This window comes from Streptomyces sp. NPDC000410, from assembly GCF_040300305.1.
In the GTDB taxonomy this organism is placed as follows: Bacteria; Actinomycetota; Actinomycetes; order Streptomycetales; family Streptomycetaceae; genus Streptomyces.
In genome coordinates, this window is record NZ_JBEPDM010000001.1 from 349,038 (window position 1) to 369,393 (window position 20,356).

At 71.6% G+C, this 20,356-nt stretch carries 20 protein-coding genes and 1 pseudogene; 13 read left to right on the top strand and 8 right to left on the bottom strand.

The annotated features are described in order from the left end of the window. Positions 1-43: 43 nt before the first annotated feature. Positions 44-1,483: an NAD(P)H-quinone dehydrogenase gene (locus ABT342_RS01615; RefSeq protein ID WP_351565371.1), complete on the bottom strand. Its 1,440-nt coding sequence runs from the start codon at positions 1,481-1,483 to the stop codon at positions 44-46. A 167-nt stretch (positions 1,484-1,650) separates the two neighbouring features. On the opposite strand from ABT342_RS01615, the gene ABT342_RS01620 reads away from it, so the two are divergent. From ABT342_RS01620 to ABT342_RS01630, 3 genes are all read left to right on the top strand, one after another. Further along, on the top strand, positions 1,651-2,088 hold the full coding sequence (locus tag ABT342_RS01620; protein WP_351565374.1) for a gamma-glutamylcyclotransferase family protein: 438 nt from the start codon (positions 1,651-1,653) through the stop codon (positions 2,086-2,088). Positions 2,089-2,177: 89 nt separating this feature from the next. Further along, positions 2,178-2,987, top strand: a complete 810-nt coding sequence (locus ABT342_RS01625; protein WP_351565377.1) for a purine-nucleoside phosphorylase — start codon at positions 2,178-2,180, stop codon at positions 2,985-2,987. A gap of 81 nt (positions 2,988-3,068) precedes the next feature. Then, a complete protein-coding gene (locus tag ABT342_RS01630) occupies positions 3,069-4,730 on the top strand; it encodes a phospho-sugar mutase (RefSeq protein ID WP_351565380.1) in 1,662 nt (553 codons plus the stop codon). Positions 4,731-5,206: 476 nt separating this feature from the next. Here the strand turns inward: ABT342_RS01630 and ABT342_RS01635 are convergent, their stop codons facing one another. The 3 genes and pseudogenes from ABT342_RS01635 to ABT342_RS01645 form a co-directional block, all read right to left on the bottom strand. Next, a complete protein-coding gene (locus tag ABT342_RS01635) occupies positions 5,207-5,812 on the bottom strand; it encodes a PH domain-containing protein (RefSeq protein WP_351565383.1) in 606 nt (201 codons plus the stop codon). A 24-nt stretch (positions 5,813-5,836) separates the two neighbouring features. Continuing rightward, positions 5,837-6,253 (bottom strand): annotated as a pseudogene (locus ABT342_RS01640) (class F sortase); the annotation flags it as partial. 142 nt (positions 6,254-6,395) lie between these two features. Then, positions 6,396-7,553, bottom strand: a complete 1,158-nt coding sequence (locus tag ABT342_RS01645; protein WP_351565386.1) for an RNA-guided endonuclease InsQ/TnpB family protein — start codon at positions 7,551-7,553, stop codon at positions 6,396-6,398. Between the two features lie 273 nt (positions 7,554-7,826). Between ABT342_RS01645 and deoC the strand changes: the two genes are divergently transcribed. The 3 genes from deoC to ABT342_RS01660 are packed head-to-tail and all read left to right on the top strand — an operon-like array spanning position 7,827 to position 11,105. Then, positions 7,827-8,780 (top strand): deoxyribose-phosphate aldolase, encoded by a 954-nt coding sequence (deoC, locus tag ABT342_RS01650; RefSeq protein ID WP_351565389.1) that lies wholly within the window; start codon positions 7,827-7,829, stop codon positions 8,778-8,780. Positions 8,781-8,785: 5 nt separating this feature from the next. Further along, positions 8,786-10,219 carry an aldehyde dehydrogenase family protein gene (locus tag ABT342_RS01655; protein WP_351565392.1) on the top strand — a complete coding sequence of 478 codons (1,434 nt, stop codon included), beginning with the start codon at positions 8,786-8,788 and terminating at the stop codon, positions 10,217-10,219. Next, positions 10,212-11,105, top strand: a complete 894-nt coding sequence (locus ABT342_RS01660; protein ID WP_351565394.1) for an aldehyde dehydrogenase family protein — start codon at positions 10,212-10,214, stop codon at positions 11,103-11,105. Before ABT342_RS01655 ends, ABT342_RS01660 begins: the two co-directional genes overlap by 8 nt. A gap of 161 nt (positions 11,106-11,266) precedes the next feature. Here the strand turns inward: ABT342_RS01660 and ABT342_RS01665 are convergent, their stop codons facing one another. Next, entirely contained in the window at positions 11,267-11,674 is a 408-nt protein-coding gene (locus ABT342_RS01665) for a hypothetical protein (protein ID WP_351565396.1), read from the bottom strand. A gap of 121 nt (positions 11,675-11,795) precedes the next feature. Between ABT342_RS01665 and ABT342_RS01670 the strand changes: the two genes are divergently transcribed. Beyond that, positions 11,796-12,431 (top strand): uridine kinase family protein, encoded by a 636-nt coding sequence (locus ABT342_RS01670; RefSeq protein ID WP_351565399.1) that lies wholly within the window; start codon positions 11,796-11,798, stop codon positions 12,429-12,431. Between the two features lie 186 nt (positions 12,432-12,617). Here ABT342_RS01670 and ABT342_RS01675 read toward each other — a convergent pair whose 3' ends face one another. Further along, positions 12,618-13,376: a SigE family RNA polymerase sigma factor gene (locus ABT342_RS01675; RefSeq protein ID WP_351565401.1), complete on the bottom strand. Its 759-nt coding sequence runs from the start codon at positions 13,374-13,376 to the stop codon at positions 12,618-12,620. A gap of 172 nt (positions 13,377-13,548) precedes the next feature. Between ABT342_RS01675 and afsQ1 the strand changes: the two genes are divergently transcribed. The 5 genes from afsQ1 (at position 13,549) to ABT342_RS01700 (ending at position 17,576) form a co-directional block, all read left to right on the top strand. Beyond that, positions 13,549-14,226, top strand: a complete 678-nt coding sequence (gene afsQ1 / locus ABT342_RS01680) for a two-component system response regulator AfsQ1 (protein WP_351229557.1) — start codon at positions 13,549-13,551, stop codon at positions 14,224-14,226. After that, complete coding sequence (locus ABT342_RS01685; protein ID WP_351565404.1) at positions 14,223-15,740, top strand: ATP-binding protein; 1,518 nt, start codon at positions 14,223-14,225, stop codon at positions 15,738-15,740. Before afsQ1 ends, ABT342_RS01685 begins: the two co-directional genes overlap by 4 nt. Further along, a complete protein-coding gene (locus ABT342_RS01690; protein ID WP_351565407.1) occupies positions 15,737-16,618 on the top strand; it encodes a hypothetical protein in 882 nt (293 codons plus the stop codon). The genes ABT342_RS01685 and ABT342_RS01690 overlap by 4 nt, the downstream gene beginning before the upstream one ends. A gap of 81 nt (positions 16,619-16,699) precedes the next feature. Continuing rightward, entirely contained in the window at positions 16,700-17,275 is a 576-nt protein-coding gene (locus ABT342_RS01695; RefSeq protein ID WP_351565410.1) for a VanZ family protein, read from the top strand. A 100-nt stretch (positions 17,276-17,375) separates the two neighbouring features. Further along, complete coding sequence (locus tag ABT342_RS01700; protein ID WP_351565413.1) at positions 17,376-17,576, top strand: PspC domain-containing protein; 201 nt, start codon at positions 17,376-17,378, stop codon at positions 17,574-17,576. 92 nt (positions 17,577-17,668) lie between these two features. Here ABT342_RS01700 and ABT342_RS01705 read toward each other — a convergent pair whose 3' ends face one another. Together ABT342_RS01705 and ABT342_RS01710 are read right to left on the bottom strand one after the other, a co-directional pair. Continuing rightward, positions 17,669-17,947, bottom strand: a complete 279-nt coding sequence (locus tag ABT342_RS01705) for a hypothetical protein (protein ID WP_351565416.1) — start codon at positions 17,945-17,947, stop codon at positions 17,669-17,671. 136 nt (positions 17,948-18,083) lie between these two features. Beyond that, positions 18,084-19,271, bottom strand: coding sequence for an adenosine deaminase (locus ABT342_RS01710; protein ID WP_351565418.1), 1,188 nt, complete (start codon positions 19,269-19,271; stop codon positions 18,084-18,086). Positions 19,272-19,386: 115 nt separating this feature from the next. Between ABT342_RS01710 and ABT342_RS01715 the strand changes: the two genes are divergently transcribed. Continuing rightward, positions 19,387-20,259, top strand: coding sequence for an alpha/beta hydrolase (locus tag ABT342_RS01715; protein WP_351565420.1), 873 nt, complete (start codon positions 19,387-19,389; stop codon positions 20,257-20,259). Positions 20,260-20,356 lie beyond the last annotated feature (97 nt).

Sequence of the window (20,356 nt, forward strand, 5' to 3'; positions counted from 1 at the left end):
GGTTGCGGGGATTGCCCCCGCAACCGGTCCCCGGTCCGGCCGGCTACGCCTCGCCCGCCGCCTTGCGCGTGTGCAGCTGCCGCGCGACTTCCGCGATCGAGCCCGACAGCGACGGGTACACGGTGAAGGCGTTTGCGATCTGTTCCACCGTCAGATTGTTGTCGACCGCGATCGAGATGGGATGGATCAGTTCCGACGCGCGCGGCGACACGACCACACCGCCGACGACGATACCGGTGCCCGGGCGGCAGAAGATCTTCACAAAACCGTCCCGGATGCCCTGCATCTTCGCCCGCGGGTTGCGCAGCAGCGGCAGCTTGACGACGCGGGCGTCGATGACGCCGCCGTCGACATCGGCCTGGGTGTAGCCGACGGTCGCGATCTCGGGGTCGGTGAAGACGTTCGAGGAGACCGTCTTCAGGTTGAGCGGGGCCACCGCGTCGCCGAGGAAGTGGTACATCGCGATACGGCCCTGCATGGCGGCGACCGAGGCGAGGGCGAACACGCCGGTGACGTCACCGGCCGCGTACACGCCGGGCGCCGTGGTGCGCGACACCTTGTCGGTCCAGATGTGGCCGGACTCGGTGACGCGTACGCCCGCCTCCTCCAGGCCCATTCCGGCGGAGTTGGGGATCGCGCCGACCGCCATCAGGCAGTGCGTACCCGAGATCACCCGGCCGTCGGACAGCGTCACCTCGACGCGGTCGCCGACCCGCTTGGCGGCCTGGGCGCGGGAGCGGGCCATGACGTTCATGCCGCGGCGCCGGAAGACGTCCTCCAGGACGGCGGCGGCGTCCGGGTCCTCGCCCGGCAGGACGCGGTCGCGGGAGGAGACCAGGGTGACGCGGGAGCCGAGTGCCTGGTAGGCGCCGGCGAACTCGGCGCCCGTGACACCGGAGCCGACCACGATCAGCTCTTCGGGGAGCTCGGTCAGGTCGTAGACCTGGGTCCAGTTGAGGATGCGCTCGCCGTCGGGGAGCGCGTCGGGGATCTCGCGCGGGTGACCGCCGGTCGCGATCAGGACCGCGTCGGCGGTGAGCCGCTCCTCGCTGCCGTCCGCCGCGGTAACGACCACCTGCCGGGAGCCGTCCATCGCCTGCTGCCCCTCGAGCCGGCCGCGGCCGCGCACGACGCGGGCGCCCGCACGGGTGACGGAGGCGGTGATGTCGTGGGACTGGGCGAGCGCGAGCCGCTTCACTCGCCGGTTGACCTTGCCGAGGTCGACGCCGACGATCCGGGCGGCCTGCTCGATGTGCGGGGTGTCGTCCGCGACGATGATGCCGAGCTCCTCGTGCGAGGAGTCGAAGTTCGTCATCACCTCAGCGGTGGCGATCAGGGTCTTCGAGGGTACGCAGTCGGTGAGGACGGACGCTCCGCCGAGGCCGTCGCAGTCCACGACGGTCACCTCCGCGCCGAGCTGGGCGCCCACCAGGGCCGCCTCGTATCCGCCGGGTCCGCCACCGATGATCACGATCCGGGTCACTGGGGTTACGCCTCGCGCTCTCGCTCTGCCGGGTGGTCCGTCGCCCCCATTGTCCCGCACGCTTCAACCTGCTTCGCGCGGGGGCCCGGCGTGGGGCGCCGGGAGGGACGCCGGGCGGGGCGAGCGGAACAGGCGGTCACGGCTTCCCCTCCCGTACTCTCGACCCCATGTCGCTCTACGCCGCGTACGCCGGCAACCTCGACGCGCGGCTGATGTCCCGCCGCGCACCGCACTCGCCGCTGCGCGGCACGGGCTGGCTCAACGGCTGGCGGCTGACGTTCGGCGGGGAGCAGATGGGCTGGGAAGGGGCGCTGGCCACCATCGTGGAGGCGCCGCGCTCCCAGGTCTTCGTCGCGCTGTACGACATCGCCCCGATGGACGAGGACTCCATGGACCGCTGGGAGGGTGTCGGTCTCGACATCTACCGGCGGATGCGGGTGCGGGTGCACACGCTGGACGGCGAGGAGCCGACCTGGCTCTACGTCCTCAACGGATACGAGGGCGGGCTGCCCTCGGCCCGCTATCTGGGCGAGATCGCCGACGCCGCCGAGTCGGCGGGCGCGCCGCACGACTACGTGATGGAGCTGCGCAAGCGCCCCTGCTGACCCTTTGTGCGTTACGACGAGAGAAGGCTCGACGAGTTCGTGAGCATCGTCATCTACGCGCGTAGGGATTATCGGGCTACCCTTTTCCCGTGAACGTTTCTGTTACCCCGGACCCCCACGCCGCCGCCTCCGACGCCGCGGCCCGCCTGCGCGAGCTCACGGGCGCCGAGACCCACGACGTCGCCCTGGTGATGGGCTCCGGCTGGGCGCCGGCCGTCGACGCCCTCGGTACGCCCGAGGCCGAGTTCCCGGCCACCGAGCTGCCCGGCTTCCCCCCGCCCGCCGTCGAGGGCCACGGCGGCAAGGTCCGCTCGTACCTGATCGGCGACAAGCGCGCGCTCGTGTTCCTCGGCCGTACGCACTACTACGAGGGCCGTGGCGTCGCCGCCGTCGCCCACGGAGTGCGCACCGCCGTCGCCGCGGGCTGCAAGACGGTCGTCCTCACGAACGGCTGCGGCGGTCTGCGCGAGGGCATGCGCCCCGGTCAGCCCGTGCTGATCAGCGACCACATCAACCTCACGGCCACCTCGCCGATCATCGGCGCGAACTTCGTGGACCTGACCGATCTGTACTCGCCGCGGCTGCGCGCGCTGTGCAAGGAGGTCGACGCGTCGCTGGAGGAGGGCGTGTACGTCCAGTTCCCCGGCCCGCACTACGAGACCCCGGCCGAGATCAACATGGTCCGCGTCATGGGCGGCGACCTCGTCGGCATGTCCACCGTCCTCGAGGCCATCGCGGCGCGCGAGGCCGGTGCGGAGGTGCTCGGCATCTCGCTCGTCACCAATCTGGCCGCGGGCCTGTCGGGTGAGCCGCTGAACCACGAGGAGGTCCTGCAGGCGGGACGCGACTCGGCGGCGCGGATGGGTGAGCTGCTGACCAAGGTGCTCAACCGCATCTGAGACAGCGCCCTCAGCGGGTAGGCGTAGTCGAGCGGCCGCTCTTCGCGGCCGCTCCAACGACATCTAGAGAGGCACATCACCGTGGCGCAGGAGGCGCAGGACCTGATCGCGCAGGCCCAGGCTTGGCTGGCCGAGGACCCGGATCCGGACACCCGTGACGAGCTGGCGAAGCTCATCGAGGCCGGGGACACCGAGGAGCTGGGCGCGCGGTTCGCGGGGACGCTGCAGTTCGGGACGGCCGGGCTGCGCGGGGAACTCGGCGCCGGGCCGATGCGGATGAACCGCTCGGTGGTCATCCGGGCCGCCGCCGGGCTCGCCGCGTATCTGAAGGCGAAGGGCGAGAGCGGCGGTCTGGTCGTGATCGGCTACGACGCCCGCTACAAGTCGGCCGACTTCGCCCGCGACACCGCCGCGGTGATGACCGGCGCCGGGCTGCGGGCGGCGCTGCTGCCGAGGCCGCTGCCGACGCCCGTCCTCGCGTACGCCATACGGCATCTGGGGGCCGTCGCCGGCGTCGAAGTGACCGCGAGTCACAACCCGCCGCGCGACAACGGCTACAAGGTCTACCTCGGCGACGGTTCGCAGATCGTGCCGCCGGCCGACGGCGAGATCGCGGCGGAGATCGACGCCGTACGGTCCCTGAGCGACGTCCCGCGCCCGGAGTCCGGCTGGGAGACCCTCGGCGACGAGGTCCTCCAGGCGTACCTGGAGCGCACGGACGCGGTCCTGAGCAACGGGTCGCCGCGTACCGCGCGCGTCGTCTACACGGCCATGCACGGCGTCGGCAAGGACGTGGTGCTGGCGGCCTGGGAGCGGGCCGGATTCCCGGCGCCGGTCCTGGTGGCGGAGCAGGCCGAGCCGGACCCCGCGTTCCCGACGGTCGCCTTCCCCAACCCGGAGGAGCCCGGCGCGATGGACCTCGCCTTCGCGACGGCGCGCGAGGCCCGGCCGGACGTCGTCATCGCCAACGACCCGGACGCGGACCGCTGCGCGGTGGCCGTCCCCGACGACTCGGTCCAGGGCGGCTGGCGGATGCTGCGCGGCGACGAGGTCGGCGCGCTGCTCGCGGCCCATCTGGTCCACAAGGGCGCGCGGGGGGTCTTCGCCGAGTCGATCGTCTCGTCCTCGCTCCTCGGCCGGATCGCGGCGGCGGCCGGCGTGGGCTACGAGGAGACCCTCACCGGCTTCAAGTGGATCGCCCGGGTCGACGGCCTGCGGTACGGGTACGAAGAGGCGCTCGGCTACTGCGTCGACCCCGAGGGCGTGCGCGACAAGGACGGCATCACGGCGGCGCTGCTCGTCGCCGAGCTGGTCTCGGAGCTGAAGGAGCACGACCGTACGCTGTCGGACCTCCTCGACGACCTCGCCGTGGCCCACGGCCTGCACGCCACCGACCAGCTGTCGGTGCGCGTGGAGGACCTGAGCATCATCGCGGACGCGATGCGCAGGCTGCGCGAGCGGCCGCCGGTGACACTGGCCGGCCTGCGGGTCACCTCGGCGGAGGACCTGACGAAGGGCAGCGACAGGCTGCCGCCGACGGACGGCCTGCGCTACTACCTGGACGGCGCCTACAAGGCCCGCGTCATCGTCCGCCCGAGCGGCACCGAGCCCAAGCTGAAGTGCTACCTGGAGGTCGTGATCCCGGTCGCCGACGGCACGAGCGAACTTGCGGACGCGCGGGGCCGGGCGACGGAGGTCCTCACGGCGATCAAGCGCGACCTGGCGGAGGCGGCGGGCATCTGACCCGGCGTGGCCCGGAACCGGGGGCTACGTCCTCGGAGCCCTCGGAGCCCTCGGAGCCTGTACGGCCTTCGGCTGTGTGCTCAGGCTCCCCCCATGCCCTGCGGGCATGGGGGGAGCCTTGGACGGGCTGGGAATTGGGACAGTGCCCCAATTCCCAGCCCGTCGACGTTTGAGGTACGGGGATGCAGGGCGGAGCCTCACACCCCCAGCCCGTCCGGCGTCGCGGGAGCCCCTGACGCCGCCGGTGTTTGAGGCACGGAAGTTCGAGGGCGGAGCCCCATACCCCCCAGCCCTGCCGCCGCGCGAGACGCGAGGATTCAGCGCCGAGCCCCCAGCCCCGCCGCTGTTCGAGGCACGGGGGTCCTGGGGCGAAGCCCCACACCTCCAGCCCCGTACGGCGTCGCGGGACCCGGGGCGGAGGCCCCGCAGCCCGTCGGCGTTCGGGGCGGGATTCGGCGCGGAGCCCCGGTTCGGTGTCAGCCCGTCGCGAGCAGCACCGCGACGACCACGGCCCCGACCGCCGCCGGCGCGATGATCTCGTAGGCCCAGCGCACCTGGGGCTCGCCCTGCGCGCCCGGGCGGGACGCGCCGCGTTCGGCCAGTTCGCGCAGTTCCGCGACGGTCTGGTCGGCGGGTGCGCGCCGGACATCGGCGCCCCGCGAGGCGTCGTCGCCCGCCAGGGCCTGGCGGGCGGAGGCCCGCTTCCGTGCCCGGAGCGACACCGGTACGGCCCACATCTGGTACTTCGCGTCCTGCTGCGTGAAGACCTCGACGGAGTAGATGGCGCTCAGGGTCTTCACCGCCGCCCAGGGCAGCGTGATCGTGCGGAACGGATTCCTGATCCGCAGCCGGTCCTCGCCCGCGAACACCGCGGGCCGCAGCGTGAACGCGACGATCAGCGGCACCCCCAGCAGCAGCAGCGCGAGCCCCATCGCACGGGCGCGCCCCTCGCCGCGGAAGAGCGCGTCACCGCCGAGCCAGGCGACCAGTGCCAGCAGCAGCACACCGGCGACAAGCCCGGCGGGCGACCGGAAGACGCGGTCGGCGTAGGTCGGCTCGGGGTCGGGCGTCGGGGTCGTCATGACCCCGATTCTGCCTCACGCGTCTCAGTGGGCGAGATCGGCGTACAGGATGATGTTGTCCGGCCGGTGGCCGTCGGTGAGTTCGCCGCCACAGGTGATCAGGCGCAGCTCGGGGCGGGAGGTGTCGCCGTAGACCTTCCGGGTCGGGAAGGCCCGCTTGCTCACCTGTTCCAGCTCGCGCACCTTGAAGACGACGGTGGTGCCGTCGGCGCGCGTGACGCTGATCGTGTCGCCGACCTCAACCTTCGCGACGTCCTTGAGGACGGCGGGGCCCTTCTCCGTGTCGAAGTGGCCGATCAGGACGGCCGGTCCCGTCTCTCCGGGGGTGACGCCCTTGCCGTACCAGCCGATACGGTCCGCCTCGGCCACGGACGGCACCTCGACGGTGCCATCGGCGGCCAGGCCGAGCTGCAGGACCGGGTCGGTGTCGACACCGGCGGCGGTTGCCGACGGGGCATAACGACTCCTGCCACCTCCTCGGCCGTGACGGCCAGGCTTGTGTGCCTGGTCGTTCACGCCTCGTCGCGCTCCCGACTGCCCCCTACGACGGGACGGTCACGGGTCGCATCTACCCGCCCCCGCGTTACGCGAGGGCGGGTACGGGTGCGGTGACGAGCACCCACGCCGAGCGTGCGCGGTTACGCACGTTGACCCCGGCAACGACGTCGGCGGGGCCAGCGAGCCCGCACCGACGACAGCAGAAGTGGTCCCGGTCGGGCCGATTGGTCCGACCGGTATGCCCGCAGCGCGGACACATCTGGGAGGTGTAGGCCGCGTCCACCTCCAGGAACGGCACACCGGCCCGCCGGGCCTTGTAGGCCAGGTGGGCGCCGAGCTGGTGGAACGGCCAGGAGGAGAGCGTGGCCCGCTGGTCGCGGCGAAGCCGTACCCGGTCACGGATCCCGCCGAGGTCCTCCACGGCGATCCCCCTCCCGGTGCGTTGCGCGACGGCCACGATCTCCTTGCTGATCCGGTGATTGATATGGGTGGCGTGCCGAGCCTCACGCCTGGCACGGCGCTTGGCCCGGCGTTTCGCGCTGCGGGTGCCCTTGGCCTGCAGCTCGGCACGCTTGCGGGCCTGCCAGCGCCGATACCGGCCCAGGCGGCGGCCTTGGTGGTTGGTGCCGTCGGAGGTGGTGGCGAGGTTCACGATGCCCCGGTCCACCCCGATCCAGTCGACCGGCTCGTACCGCGGCTGCTCGGGTACCTCGCAGATGGCGATCAGGAACCACTTGCCGTCCCGGTGGACCAGGTCGCTCTCCCCGCGCCGGTACTGCACCAGCGCCTTCAGCTGGTCCGGCGAGCAGGCGAACCGCACGCCCTTCATCCGCCCACCCAGCGTCCAGATCGACACCGTCCGCGCATCGAACTGCCAGGACAGACACCGATCATCGAACGGCTGGGCGGCATCCGGGCGGAACGAGAGCGGCTCACCGGTCGCCTTCACATACCGCCGCGAGCCGGGATTGCCGAGATTCCCTGCCCGCAGGTTCGCCCGCAACGTGGCGTACGCGTCCACCACCTTCTTCACCGCCCGCACCGCCGGCTGCGCGGACAACCCGAACCTGGCCTTCAGGTCCGCGTACACGTCCTTCTGCAGCTCGTTACGGCTCGTGATCCTCTTCTCGAACGCCACCCGCGACGCATGGGAGGCAGCACGGTTGCAGGCGCGCAGGGTCGCCCCCAATGCCGACGCCTGCTCCGGCGTCGGCAACAGCTTCACCTGCACCACCAGCTTCATGACCAATCACCGTAGTGCGCCAACCGCACACCTGGGCCAGTCCCGTACACCTGCATCAGCTCCAGCGATCGACTGCACACACGTTCGCACCACCCGACCTCGCCTCACGGCCCCATGGGCGTCCCGCGCACCCTTCCACGCACATCGACACACTCCGCGCCGCCCGCCTGTGACAGCTTTCACGTGCACACGTGTCCACCAGCACTTTCGTCCTTCACAAGGGCGCAGGCGTTTACAGGTCGCTACGCGCGTAGATATGCTCGACTGGTGACCATGCCCACCACTGCTGCACCAGCCGCACTCGCTGACGTGACCGCGTCCGACAGCACACTGCGCCGCTTCCTCCACGGGCTGCCCGGTGTGGACCCCGTCGGCCTCGAAGCGCGCGCCGCGTCTCTCGGTACCCGTTCGATCAAGACGACGGCCAAGGCGTACGCCATCGACCTGGCCATCTCGATGATCGACCTGACGACGCTGGAAGGCGCGGACACCCCGGGCAAGGTCCGGGCGCTCGCCGCCAAGGCCGTCAACCCCGATCCGACCGACCGTACGACCCCGAAGACGGCCGCCGTCTGCGTCTACCCCGACATGGTGGCCACCGCCAAGGCTGCCCTGAACGGCGCGGACGTCAAGGTCGCCTCCGTCGCCACCGCCTTCCCCGCCGGTCGCGCCGCCCTCGACGTGAAGCTCGCGGACACGCGCGACGCCGTCGCCGCCGGGGCCGACGAGATCGACATGGTGATCGACCGCGGCGCCTTCCTCTCGGGCAAGTACATGAAGGTCTACGAGGAGATCCTGGCCGTGAAGGAGGCCTCCGGGGCCGCCAGGCTCAAGGTCATCTTCGAGACCGGCGAGCTCTCCACGTACGACAACATCCGCCGCGCCTCCTGGCTCGGCATGATCGCCGGCGCGGACTTCATCAAGACCTCGACCGGAAAGGTCGCGGTCAACGCCACCCCGGCGAACACCCTGCTCATGCTCGAAGCCGTCCGCGACTTCCGGGCGCAGACCGGAGTGCAGGTGGGCGTCAAGCCCGCGGGCGGGATCCGCACCACCAAGGACGCGATCAAGTTCCTGGTGCTGGTCAACGAGACCGCGGGCGAGGACTGGCTGGACAACCACTGGTTCCGTTTCGGCGCCTCCAGCCTGCTCAACGACCTGCTGATGCAGCGCCAGAAGCTCAGCACCGGTCGTTACTCCGGCCCCGACTACGTGACGGTGGACTGATCACCATGACTGCCTTTGAGTACGCACCCGCGCCCGAGTCGCGGTCGATCGTCGACATCGCGCCCTCGTACGGCCTCTTCATCGACGGAGAGTTCGCGGAGGCCGCCGACGGCAAGGTCTTCAAGACGGTCTCCCCGTCCTCCGAAGAGGTCCTCTCCGAGGTCGCCCGGGCCGGCGCCGAGGATGTCGACCGCGCGGTCAGGGCCGCCCGCAAGGCGTTCGAGAAGTGGTCGGCCCTGCCCGGCTCCGAGCGCGCCAAATACCTCTTCCGGATCGCCCGGATCATCCAGGAGCGCAGCCGTGAGCTGGCCGTCCTGGAGACCCTCGACAACGGCAAGCCGATCAGGGAGACCCGCGACGCCGACCTCCCCCTGGTCGCCGCGCACTTCTTCTACTACGCGGGCTGGGCCGACAAGCTCGACCACGCCGGCTACGGCGCGAACCCGCGCCCGCTGGGCGTCGCGGGCCAGGTCATCCCCTGGAACTTCCCCCTCCTCATGCTGGCGTGGAAGATCGCCCCGGCCCTCGCCACCGGCAACACGGTGGTCCTGAAGCCCGCCGAGACGACCCCGCTCACCGCGCTCTTCTTCGCGGACATCTGCCGCCAGGCGGGCCTGCCGAAGGGTGTCGTCAACATCCTTCCCGGCTACGGCGACGCGGGCGCGGCCCTCGTCGAGCACCCCGACGTCGACAAGGTGGCCTTCACCGGTTCGACGGCGGTCGGCAAGGCCATCGCCCGCTCCGTGGCCGGTACGGACAAGAAGGTCACACTGGAACTGGGCGGCAAGGGCGCCAACATCGTCTTCGACGACGCCCCCATCGACCAGGCCGTCGAGGGCATCGTCACCGGCATCTTCTTCAACCAGGGCCAGGTCTGCTGCGCGGGCTCCCGTCTCCTCGTGCAGGAGTCCGTCCAGGACGAGCTGCTGGATTCGCTCAAGCGCCGCCTCTCGACCCTGCGCCTCGGCGACCCGCTGGACAAGAACACCGACATCGGTGCGATCAACTCGGCCGAGCAGCTGGCCCGGATCACGCAGCTGGCCGAGACCGGCGAGGCCGAGGGCGCCGAGCGCTGGTCCGCTCCGTGCGAACTGCCCTCGTCCGGGTACTGGTTCGCCCCGACGCTGTTCACGAACGTCACGCAGGCGCACACCATCGCCCGCGACGAGATCTTCGGCCCGGTGCTGTCCGTGCTGACGTTCCGTACGCCGGACGAGGCGGTCGCCAAGGCCAACAACAGCCAGTACGGCCTGTCCGCGGGCATCTGGACGGAGAAGGGCTCCCGCATCCTCGCGGTGGCGAACAAGCTCCGCGCCGGTGTCGTCTGGGCCAACACGTTCAACAAGTTCGACCCGACCTCGCCCTTCGGCGGCTACAAGGAGTCGGGCTTCGGCCGCGAGGGCGGTCGCCACGGTCTGGAGGCCTACCTCGATGTCTGAGCGCACTGACCGTCTGAGCGTCTTCAAGACCTACAAGCTGTACGTGGGCGGGAAGTTCCCGCGATCCGAGAGCGGCCGGGTGTACGAGGTGAGCGACTCCAAGGGCAAGTGGCTGGCCAACGCCCCGCTGTCGTCCCGCAAGGACGCCCGTGACGCGGTCGTCGCGGCCCGCAAGGCGTTCGGCGCCTGGTCGGGCGCGACGGCGTACAACCGCGGCCAGATCCTCTACCGCATCGCCGAGATGCTGGAGGGCCGCCGCGACCAGTTCGTGCGCGAGGTGGCCGACGCCGAGGGGCTGTCGAAATCCAAGGCGGCCGCGATCGTGGACGCCGCGATCGACCGCTGGGTCTGGTACGCGGGCTGGACCGACAAGATCGGCCAGGTCGTGGGCGGGGCGAACCCGGTCGCGGGCCCGTTCTTCAACCTCTCCACCCCCGAGCCGACCGGTGTCGTCACGGTCCTGGCCCCGCAGGACTCGTCCTTCCTGGGCCTGGTCTCCGTGATCGCCCCGGCGATCGCCACGGGCAACACGGTCGTCGTGATCGCCTCGGAGAAGGCCCCGCTCCCGGCGCTGTCGCTGGGCGAGGTGCTGGCCACGTCCGACCTGCCGGGCGGTGTCGTCAACGTCCTGTCGGGCCGTACGGCCGAGATCGCGGCCCCGCTCGCCGCGCACCAGGACGTCAACGCGATCGACCTGACCGGCGCCGACGAGCAGCTCGCCAAGGAGCTCGAAGCGGCGGCCGCGGACAACCTCAAGCGGGTGCTGCGCCCGCGCGCCGACGACTGGTCCGCCGACCCGGGCACGGGGCGTATGACGGCGTTCCTGGAGACGAAGACGGTCTGGCACCCGACGGGGAGCCTGGGCGCGTCCGGCTCCGCGTACTGAGCCCCGCGCCGAGAAGCCCCCGCCGCGCGACGCGGCGGGGGCTTCGGCGTCCCCGCGCCGGACCGGTGCTTCGGGACCGACGCTTCGGGCCGACGCGTCACACCGGCACGCCGGACGGCACCTCACATCGGCGCATCACACCAGCACCGCACACCGGCGCGTCACATCGGCAGGGCCCTTGTGGCGGGTCCGGCCAGCGGAAGGTCCTGGAGGGCGGCGCCGGCGGACAGCGGGCCCGTGGCGTCCTGCGTGCCGACCGACTTGAAGTCGGCGACCTGGGTGCCGACGTGGTTGTCCAGCGGATCGACTCCGGTCTTGGCCAGCGGGTTCAGCTGAAGCCGCTTGACCTCACCCACACCGTTCACCGAGTTCGTGACCACACCGGTCACGCCGCGGGCCTGGACGGGCGTCTGTCCGGTCGCCTGGGCGTCCTGGGACACGACGTCGACGCCGCCCGGCGCGGCATGGGCGGCGCCGCCCGTGCCGATGGCCGCGGCCGCCGCCGCGACGGTCAGACCGGCGCGCAACAGCGTGGGCCGTGCGGACTTGGGAGCTGAGTGACGTGGCATGAACAATCCCACCTGCCGGAGTAATCAGAGCCACACTCACCGTAGTTGCCCTGTGATCCTCAATACCAACGGGCCTCCAGAGGGGTCCCTCGCATGGCCCAATGCCTCACACTGGTGTCCCGTGAGTTCCCAACCCCACCCGACGCGTGTCGTTCTGCTCGCCGGCCCCTCCGGCTCGGGCAAGTCGTCCCTCGCCGCCCGCTCCGGCCTCCCGGTGCTACGCCTGGACGACTTCTACAAGGAGGCCGACGACCCCACGCTGCCGCTGGTCACGGGCAGCACGGACATCGACTGGGACTCCCCCGACTCCTGGGACGCGGACGCGGCCGTCGAGGCGGTCGTGGAGCTGTGCCGCACGGGCCGTACGACCGTCCCCGTGTACGACATCTCCACCAGCTCCCGGGTCGACCGCGAAGCCCTCGACATCGAGCGCACCCCGCTCTTCGTCGCCGAGGGCATCTTCGCCGCCGAGATCGTCGCCCGCTGCCAGGAGCTCGGCGTCCTGGCGGACGCGCTCTGCCTGCGCGGCCGCCCCTCGACGACGTTCCGCCGCCGCCTCCTGCGCGATCTGCGCGAGGGCCGCAAGTCCGTCCCGTTCCTGCTGCGCCGCGGCTGGCGCCTGATGCGCGCGGAACGCGGCATCGTGGCCCGCCAGTCCGCCCTCGGCGCCCACCCCTGCGACAAGGCCGAGGCCCTCGGCCGCCTCGCCGCCGCGGCGGCGGGCCGCTGCCGCGCGCGGGCCGCCTCGGGCGGCTGACTCCCCCGCGCCCGGACCCTCCCGGGACACCGCCCGCGGGCACGAAGGCCCCCGGGACACCGCCCGCGGGCACGAAGAAGGCGGTCGCGAGGGCAGGCACGAAGAAGGGCCGGACATGGCATGTCCGGCCCGCTTCGTTCTCCCCCGTGGGATCCCCCGTGACCCCCGTTGCTCCCCCGTACGCCCTCAGGCCACCAGCTCGCCGAAGGACTCCTCCTCGTCACGGCCGAAGCTGAGGACCTCGTCCTCACGCAGCCGGCGGAGCGACCGCCAGATGCTCGACTTGACCGTGCCGACACTGATGTCGAGGATGTCCGCGATCTCCGGATCCGTGCGGCCCTCGTAGTAGCGCAGCACCAGCATCGTGCGCTGCAGTTCCGGCAGTCGCGCGAGCGCCTGCCACAGCACCGCGCGCAGCTCCGTGCCGCGCATCGCGTCCGTGTCGCCCACCGTCTCCGGGAGCTCCTCGGTCGGGTACTCGTCGATCTTGCGCCGACGCCACGCGCTGATGTGCAGATTGGTCATGGTCCGCCGCAGATAGCCGCCGACCGCCGCCTTGTCACTGATCCGGTCCCATGCCCGGTACGTCGAGAAGAGGGCGCTCTGGAGCAGGTCCTCCGCCTCGAACCGGTCACCGGTCAGATGAAAGGCGGTCGCGTACAGGGAGGCACGGCGTTCCTGTACGTAGGTGGTGAACTCCACCTCCGACAAGGACCGCCGCTCCCCCGAGACCTCCCCGTACGCGTTTCCCCCGTGACCCCCCTCGACCCTGGAGTCGACGACCGTCATGTACGACGGCTTGTGCTGACGCCCGGCGCCGCGAACGCACCCCCGCCCGTTCACGGCGCCGGACTTCTCGGTGCTCCGCACGACGGGCGCGACGGTGCTGACGTCGTGGAGACGCGTGACAACTGCGCTTGAGGTGGTGCTGTGCAGTGCGTTCATCTCGCGCCCCCCGTCGGTTGGAGTCTGTGCGCCGGTGGTGTTCCGGCCGTGTGCAGAAAACATTGCCCGGGGGACTTCACACCGGTGTCCGCCGACTGTCACAGGCCTGTCACAGGGGCAGAAGCACTCCAACTGTCGAACTGACCCTCCCCTATGGGCCAGAATGACGTTCGTGCCTTTCCTGTTGCTGATCGAGGACGACGACGCCATCCGCACGGCCCTCGAACTCTCCCTGTCACGCCAGGGCCACCGTGTGGCCACCGCGGCGACGGGCGAGGACGGCCTGAAACTGCTGCGCGAGCAGCGGCCGGATCTGATCGTGCTGGATGTGATGCTGCCCGGCATCGACGGTTTCGAGGTGTGCCGGCGCATCAGGCGCACCGACCAGCTGCCGATCATTCTGCTGACCGCGCGCAGTGATGACATCGACGTCGTGGTCGGACTGGAGTCCGGGGCGGACGACTATGTGGTCAAGCCGGTGCAGGGGCGGGTGCTGGATGCCCGGATCCGGGCCGTGCTGCGGCGCGGGGAGCGCGAGTCGACCGACTCGGCGACGTTCGGCTCGCTGGTGATCGACCGTTCGGCGATGACGGTGACGAAGAACGGCGAGGATCTCCAGCTCACGCCGACCGAGCTGCGTCTCCTGCTGGAGCTGAGCCGCCGTCCGGGCCAGGCGCTGTCGCGGCAGCAGCTGCTCCGCCTGGTGTGGGAGCACGACTACCTGGGTGACTCGCGTCTGGTGGACGCGTGTGTGCAGCGGCTGCGGGCGAAGGTGGAGGACGTACCGTCATCGCCGACCCTGATCCGTACGGTCAGAGGCGTGGGCTACCGGCTGGACGCCCCTCAGTGAGCGATACCCCTGACAGGACGGGTGCCGCGAAGCGGGCGATACTCGCGGGACTCCGCTGGAGCAGCCTTCGGCTGCGGCTCGTCGTCGTCTTCGGACTCGTCGCACTGACCGCCGCCGTCTCCGCCTCGGGGATCGCGTACTGGCTCAACCGCGAGGCCGTACTGACCCGTACGCAGAACGCGGCGCTCGGCGACTTCCGGCGTGAGATGCAGAGCCGGGCCGCCTCGCTGCCCGCCCGGCCGACCGAGACCGAGCTGCGGACGACGGCCGAGCAGATGGCGGGCGGCAACGCCGGTTACAGCGTGCTGCTGTTCGGGGAGCGGGACGCGGGCAAGCCGATCGTCGGCGCGTCGGACCCCGACCGCTTCACGCTCGACGACGTGCCGCAGGCCCTGCAGGACGCGGTCAACGACAAGCAGCATCTGTTCTGGGTACGGACGCAGAGCGACGGCACGCCCTATCTGGTCAGCGGTACGAGAATCACGGGCGGCGGGCCGACGGGCTACATGTTCAAGTCGCTCGATCAGGAGCGGGCGGACCTCAACTCGCTCGCCTGGTCGCTCGGGATCGCCACCGCGCTCGCGCTGGTCGGCTCGGCGCTGCTCGCGCATGCCGCCGCGACGACCGTGCTGCGGCCGGTACGGCGGCTCGGCGAGGCGGCCCGGCAGCTCGGCGAGGGCAAGCTGGACACCCGGCTGCACGTGTCCGGTACGGACGAACTGGCCGAGCTGTCACGGACGTTCAACAGCGCCGCGCAGTCGCTGGAGAAGAAGGTCGCCGACATGAGCGCCCGGGAGGAGTCCAGCCGCCGCTTCGTCGCCGACATGTCGCACGAGCTGCGTACGCCGCTGACCGCGCTGACGGCCGTGACGGAGGTCCTCGAGGACGAGCAGGACAGCCTCGACCCGATGATCGCGCCCGCCGTCGCCCTGGTCGTGAGCGAGACCCGGCGGCTGAACGACCTGGTGGAGAACCTGATGGAGGTGACCCGCTTCGACGCGGGTACGGCCCGGCTCGTCCTCGACGACGTCGATGTCGCCGACCAGGTCACCGCCTGCATCGACGCGCGGGCCTGGCTGGACGCGGTCCAGTTGGACGCGGAGCGCGGCATCATGGCGCGGCTCGACCCGCGCCGCCTCGACGTGATCCTGGCCAATCTGATCGGCAACGCGCTGAAGCACGGCGGCTCGCCGGTGCGGGTGTCCGTGCACACGGAGGACGGGGAGCTGGTCATCGCGGTACGCGACCACGGGCCCGGCATCCCCGAGGACGTACTGCCGCACGTCTTCGACCGGTTCTACAAGGCGAGCGCGTCGCGGCCGCGCTCGGAGGGCAGCGGACTGGGGCTGTCGATCGCCATGGAGAACGCTCTGATCCACGGCGGCCGGATCTCCGCCGCCAACACGACGGACGGCGAGGGCGGCGCGGTGTTCACGCTCCGGCTGCCGCAGGACGCGTCCGGCCTCGCCACGGAAGGCCAGGCCACCCGGGCAGAGACAGGTGACACGCGGTGACCACCCACCCGACCGGGACGCCGCGCCCGGCCACACAGGACGTCGCCCGCGCCACGGGCAGGGGCAGGGTCCTGAGCGCGGACGGGCGTACGACGCCGATGACGGGCCTGCCCGCGACAGAGCACCCCGTCGTGGACGTGCGGGGCGCGGACCCGAGCACGGACAGGCCCACGACGCCGACGACGCGGGGCGCGGACGGGCACACGGCGCCGGCGACGGGCCGACGCGCGGACGCGCGGGCCGCGGACCGGAGGGTTGGCCCGGGCAGGGTCCTGCGTGCCGTCGCCGGGGCCGTCGGCGTCGCCGTGTTCGCGCTCGCCGTCGCCGGGTGCGGGATCAGGACCACGTCGGTGCCGGTCGACGCCGGCCCCGCGCCGTCGCGGATGCCGTGTTCGCTGTCCGGCAAGGAGACGGCGACGCGGGCGCAGCCGGGCGGCGTGCCGGTGCGGGTGTACCTGGTGTGTGCGTCGGCACTGGTGGCGGTGGACCGTACGGCCCCGGGCCCCGAGGACGCCGAGGCCGACCGGCTGCCCGTGGCCAGGGCCCGGGCGCTGCTCGACCAGCTGCTCGCGGAGCCGTCGGTGGCCGAGCGGGAGGCCGGGTTCACCACGGACGTCGGCGGGCCGCTGGTCGTCTCGTCGGGGTGGAAGGGCGACCCGGAGGGCACGCTGCGGCTGACCCGGCAGCCGGAGGACCTGACGCCGACGGCGCTGGCGCAGATCGTGTGCACGTTCGCGGAGAGCGAGGCGGCGACGGCCGGCGGGACGGTCGTCCTGGGCGGGCCCGGGGACTACGCGCCGCGCGGCTACCGCTGCTCCCAGGCGGCTAAGCAGCGCCCGGAGACGCCCCTGCCGACCGCCGCCGCGACGGGCTCGTGACGAGGGTCTCGTAACGCCTGGACGCGACCCGGAACCGATCCCGCCGGTCGTCGCGTCTTGGGGGTCGTGCAGCGTCAAGGCTTGGGCGGCAGTGCCGCCATCCACTTCCGCGTGGCGGGGGGTGTCCTCCTCCTCGCGCATCTGGCGCTCGTGGGGTGGCTGACGCTCCGCCCGCTGGACGTGATGTGGGTGATGGCGGCGAATCTGGAGCCCCTCGCGGGGATCAAGGCCGATCTGGCGATGGGCCCTGTGGAGGCCGCCCGCCGGATCGGCGAAGGACTGCTGCTGCTGGCACCGCTCGGCATACTGCTGCCGATGGCGGGCGGCCGGCTCTTCGCCTCCCCGTGGGGCTCGCTGACCCGTACGGTCGCGGCGGGGGCGCTGCTGTCGCTGGGCATCGAGCTGCTGCAGACCGGGGTGCCCGGGCAGGTCGTGGACGTGGACTCGCTGCTGCTGAACACGGCCGGGGTGGCGCTGGCGCATCTGGCCGTGGTCCCGGTGGGCCGGGCCCGGCTGCGGCGCCGGTTGACGCGGGCCGGGCGCGGGGCGCGCTCCGGCAGTCCCCGGACGGACCGGAAGGGGCGGGGAGGCCTGCTCCGGGAGGATGCGTCTCAGGGGCCGACCCCGACGATTCCCAGGGTCGGGATCGCCCCGTAGAGCGACGCTTCATCCCCGTTCGCCCGGCGAGTATGGAGTCATCGGGAGCACAGAGGAGAGGCTCCCGGATACGGACTCTCGACTCTCGAAGGAGCCCACCATGGCCGCACTTGCCCGCCCCCGCGACGGACGTGTGATCGGTGGAGTGTGCGCGGCGCTGGCACGGCGCTTCGGCACCTCCGCGACGACGATGCGCGTGATCTTCGTGGCGTCCTGTCTGCTGCCCGGCCCGCAGTTCCTGCTCTACCTGGCGCTGTGGCTGCTGCTGCCGCAGGAGAAGACCGCGTCGACCGCCTGGTGACGTGACCCGGCGTCAGCGGCGCCGTAACAGCGCGAGTGGGGCGCACCCCCGGGCCGGCCGGGTGTGCGCCCCACTCTTCGTCGACCGGCGGGCTAGTGCACCGGAAGGGGCAGACCGCCCAGGAGGCCGCCGCCGGCCGCCGCACCGCCGAGGAGGCCCGTGACCTGCTCGGGGGCGACGGGCAGGGCGTTCGGGCCGACGCCCTCGACCACGTGTCCCACGGTGGCGACGGTCTCCGGGTTGGTGGCGAGGCCCAGCGGGGTGCCGAGCTGGGCGGGGGCACCGGCGGCGGCGGCCGCACCGGCTCCGGCCACGGCGAAGGCGGCACCGAGGGCGGCGACACCGAGGGTCTTGGCAGCGGACTGCTTCATCAGTGAATTTTCCTTGGGGGAGGGGAAAGATGAGCGGTTTTGCAAGCTAGCCAGCGCGCACCGCGCCCCGCAAACAGTCACGCGCCGGGGAAAGGGCCGGGAGTTGACGCTCCCGGCCCTTTCCTTGCGCGACCGCTCAGCCCTCGTCCGGTGAAGATCCGCTGGTCGTGGCGGTTTGCTGGAACAGCCACTCGGATTTCAGCTCCGCGTAGCCGGGCTTGACCACGTCATTGATCATGGCGAGTCGTTCATCGAAAGGAATGAACGCCGATTTCATCGCATTGACGGTGAACCACTGCATGTCGTCGAGCGTGTAGCCGAAGGTTTCCGTCAGGTGCTCGAACTCGCGGCTCATGCTGGTGTTGCTCATCAGCCGGTTGTCGGTGTTGACGGTGGCCCGGAAGTGCAGCCGGCGCAGCAGTCCGATGGGATGCTCACCGTACGAAGCCGCCGCGCCCGTCTGCAGGTTGGACGTCGGGCACAGTTCCAGCGGGATGCGCTTGTCGCGTACGTACGCGGCGAGACGGCCGAGCTGTACGGTGCCGTCCGCGGCGACCTCGATGTCGTCGATGATGCGGACCCCGTGGCCGAGCCGGTCGGCGCCGCACCATTGGAGCGCCTGCCAGATCGACGGCAGCCCGAAGGCCTCGCCGGCGTGAATGGTGAAGTGGTTGTTCTCCCGCTTGAGGTATTCGAACGCGTCGAGGTGCCGGGTGGGCGGGTAACCCGCCTCGGCGCCCGCGATGTCGAAGCCGACGACGCCCGAGTCGCGGTAGCGGTTGGCGAGTTCGGCGATCTCCAGGGCGCGGGCGGCGTGCCGCATCGCCGTGAGGAGGGCGCCGACCCGGATCCGGTGGCCGTTCTCGCGGGCCCGCCGCTCACCCTCCCGGAACCCGAGGTTGACGGCCTCGACGACCTCTTCGAGGGTCAGGCCCGCTTCCAGGTGCTGCTCGGGGGCGTAGCGCACCTCGGCGTAGACGACACCGTCCTCGGCGAGGTCCTCGGCGCACTCCATGGCGACGCGCTTGAGGGCCTCGCGGGTCTGCATGACGGCGCAGGTGTGCGCGAAGGTCTCCAGGTACCGCTCCAACGAGCCCGAGTCGGCAGCCTCGTGGAACCAGATGCCGAGCTTGTCGGGCTCGGTCTCGGGGAGGGAGTCGTAGCCCGCGTCGCGGGCGAGATCGATGACCGTGCCGGGCCGCAGCCCGCCGTCGAGGTGGTCGTGGAGGAGCACCTTCGGGGCACGGCGGATCTGGTCCGCGGTGGGCCTCTCGGGTCCGGGGGCAGTTCCCCGGGAGGACACGGATGTGGTCTGGCTCGTCATCTCCGCACTCTAATACCTACGCGCGTAGAGGGCACCTGCGCGAATCACCGGTCGATACGCAACGGTGACCGTGCGGACGGGTGGAGTACACCCGCGCTTCTGAGACTGTTCTGCCATGGCAGAACAGGCACGACACCTGTGGTGGGGACGTCCGGCCGAGCGGGCGGATTCGGCGCACGTCCGCCCCGGAACGGACGCGGCACGCACGAGCGACACATCCCGCACATCCGACGCGTCCGACGCGTCCGCGCACGCCAGACTCGGCCGGCCCGTCCGCGCGTCGGGCGCCGCACCGGCGGTCGGCGGGGTCGTGCTGCTGCTGCCGGACGGTGAACCGGAGTCGCCCCGCGGCCCGTCCACGGTGGCGCACGCGGCGGCGCTCCCCCTGGCGCGCTCACTGGCCAGGGCGGGCCGCGCGGACGGTCTCGTGGCACACGTGGTGCGCTACCGCGGCCGCGGCTGGAACGGCCCGGACGCCCAGCTCGCGACGGACGCGACCTGGGCCGTGGACGAGGTCGTACGGCGGTACGGGGACGTACCGGTGTGCCTGGCGGGCCACGGCATGGGCGGCCGTGCGGCCCTGCGCGCCGCCGGCCACGGCGCCGTCAACTCCGTACTCGCCCTCGCCCCTTGGGTGCCCGAGGACGATGTCGCGGCACAGCCCGAACCGGTGAGACAGCTCGCGGGCCGCCAGGTCCTGATCGTGCACGGCACGAACGACGCCCGGGTCGACCCGGAGCTGTCGTACCGGCTGGCCGAACGGGCGAAGAAGTCCAACCGGACCACCTGCCGCTTCGAGGTCCACTCGGACGGCCACGCGCTGCGCCAGTACCAGGAGGAAGTCCTCGCCCTGGCGGCCGACTTCGTCCTCGGCGCGCTCTTCTCCCGCGCGTACGCCCGCCCGGTCGCGGACGCACTGGCGGCGCCGCCGCCGCTGGGGCTGCGGATGCCGCTGGCGGCGGGGTTCGGGCGGTCGCTGCGGTACTGAGTCCGCGTCGCGCCGTTATTGAAGTGCGGCCTCCCAGGGGGTGCTCGGGGCTGGTTGGCAGTCTCATGACATGCTGAAAGATCTGATGATCTGACTG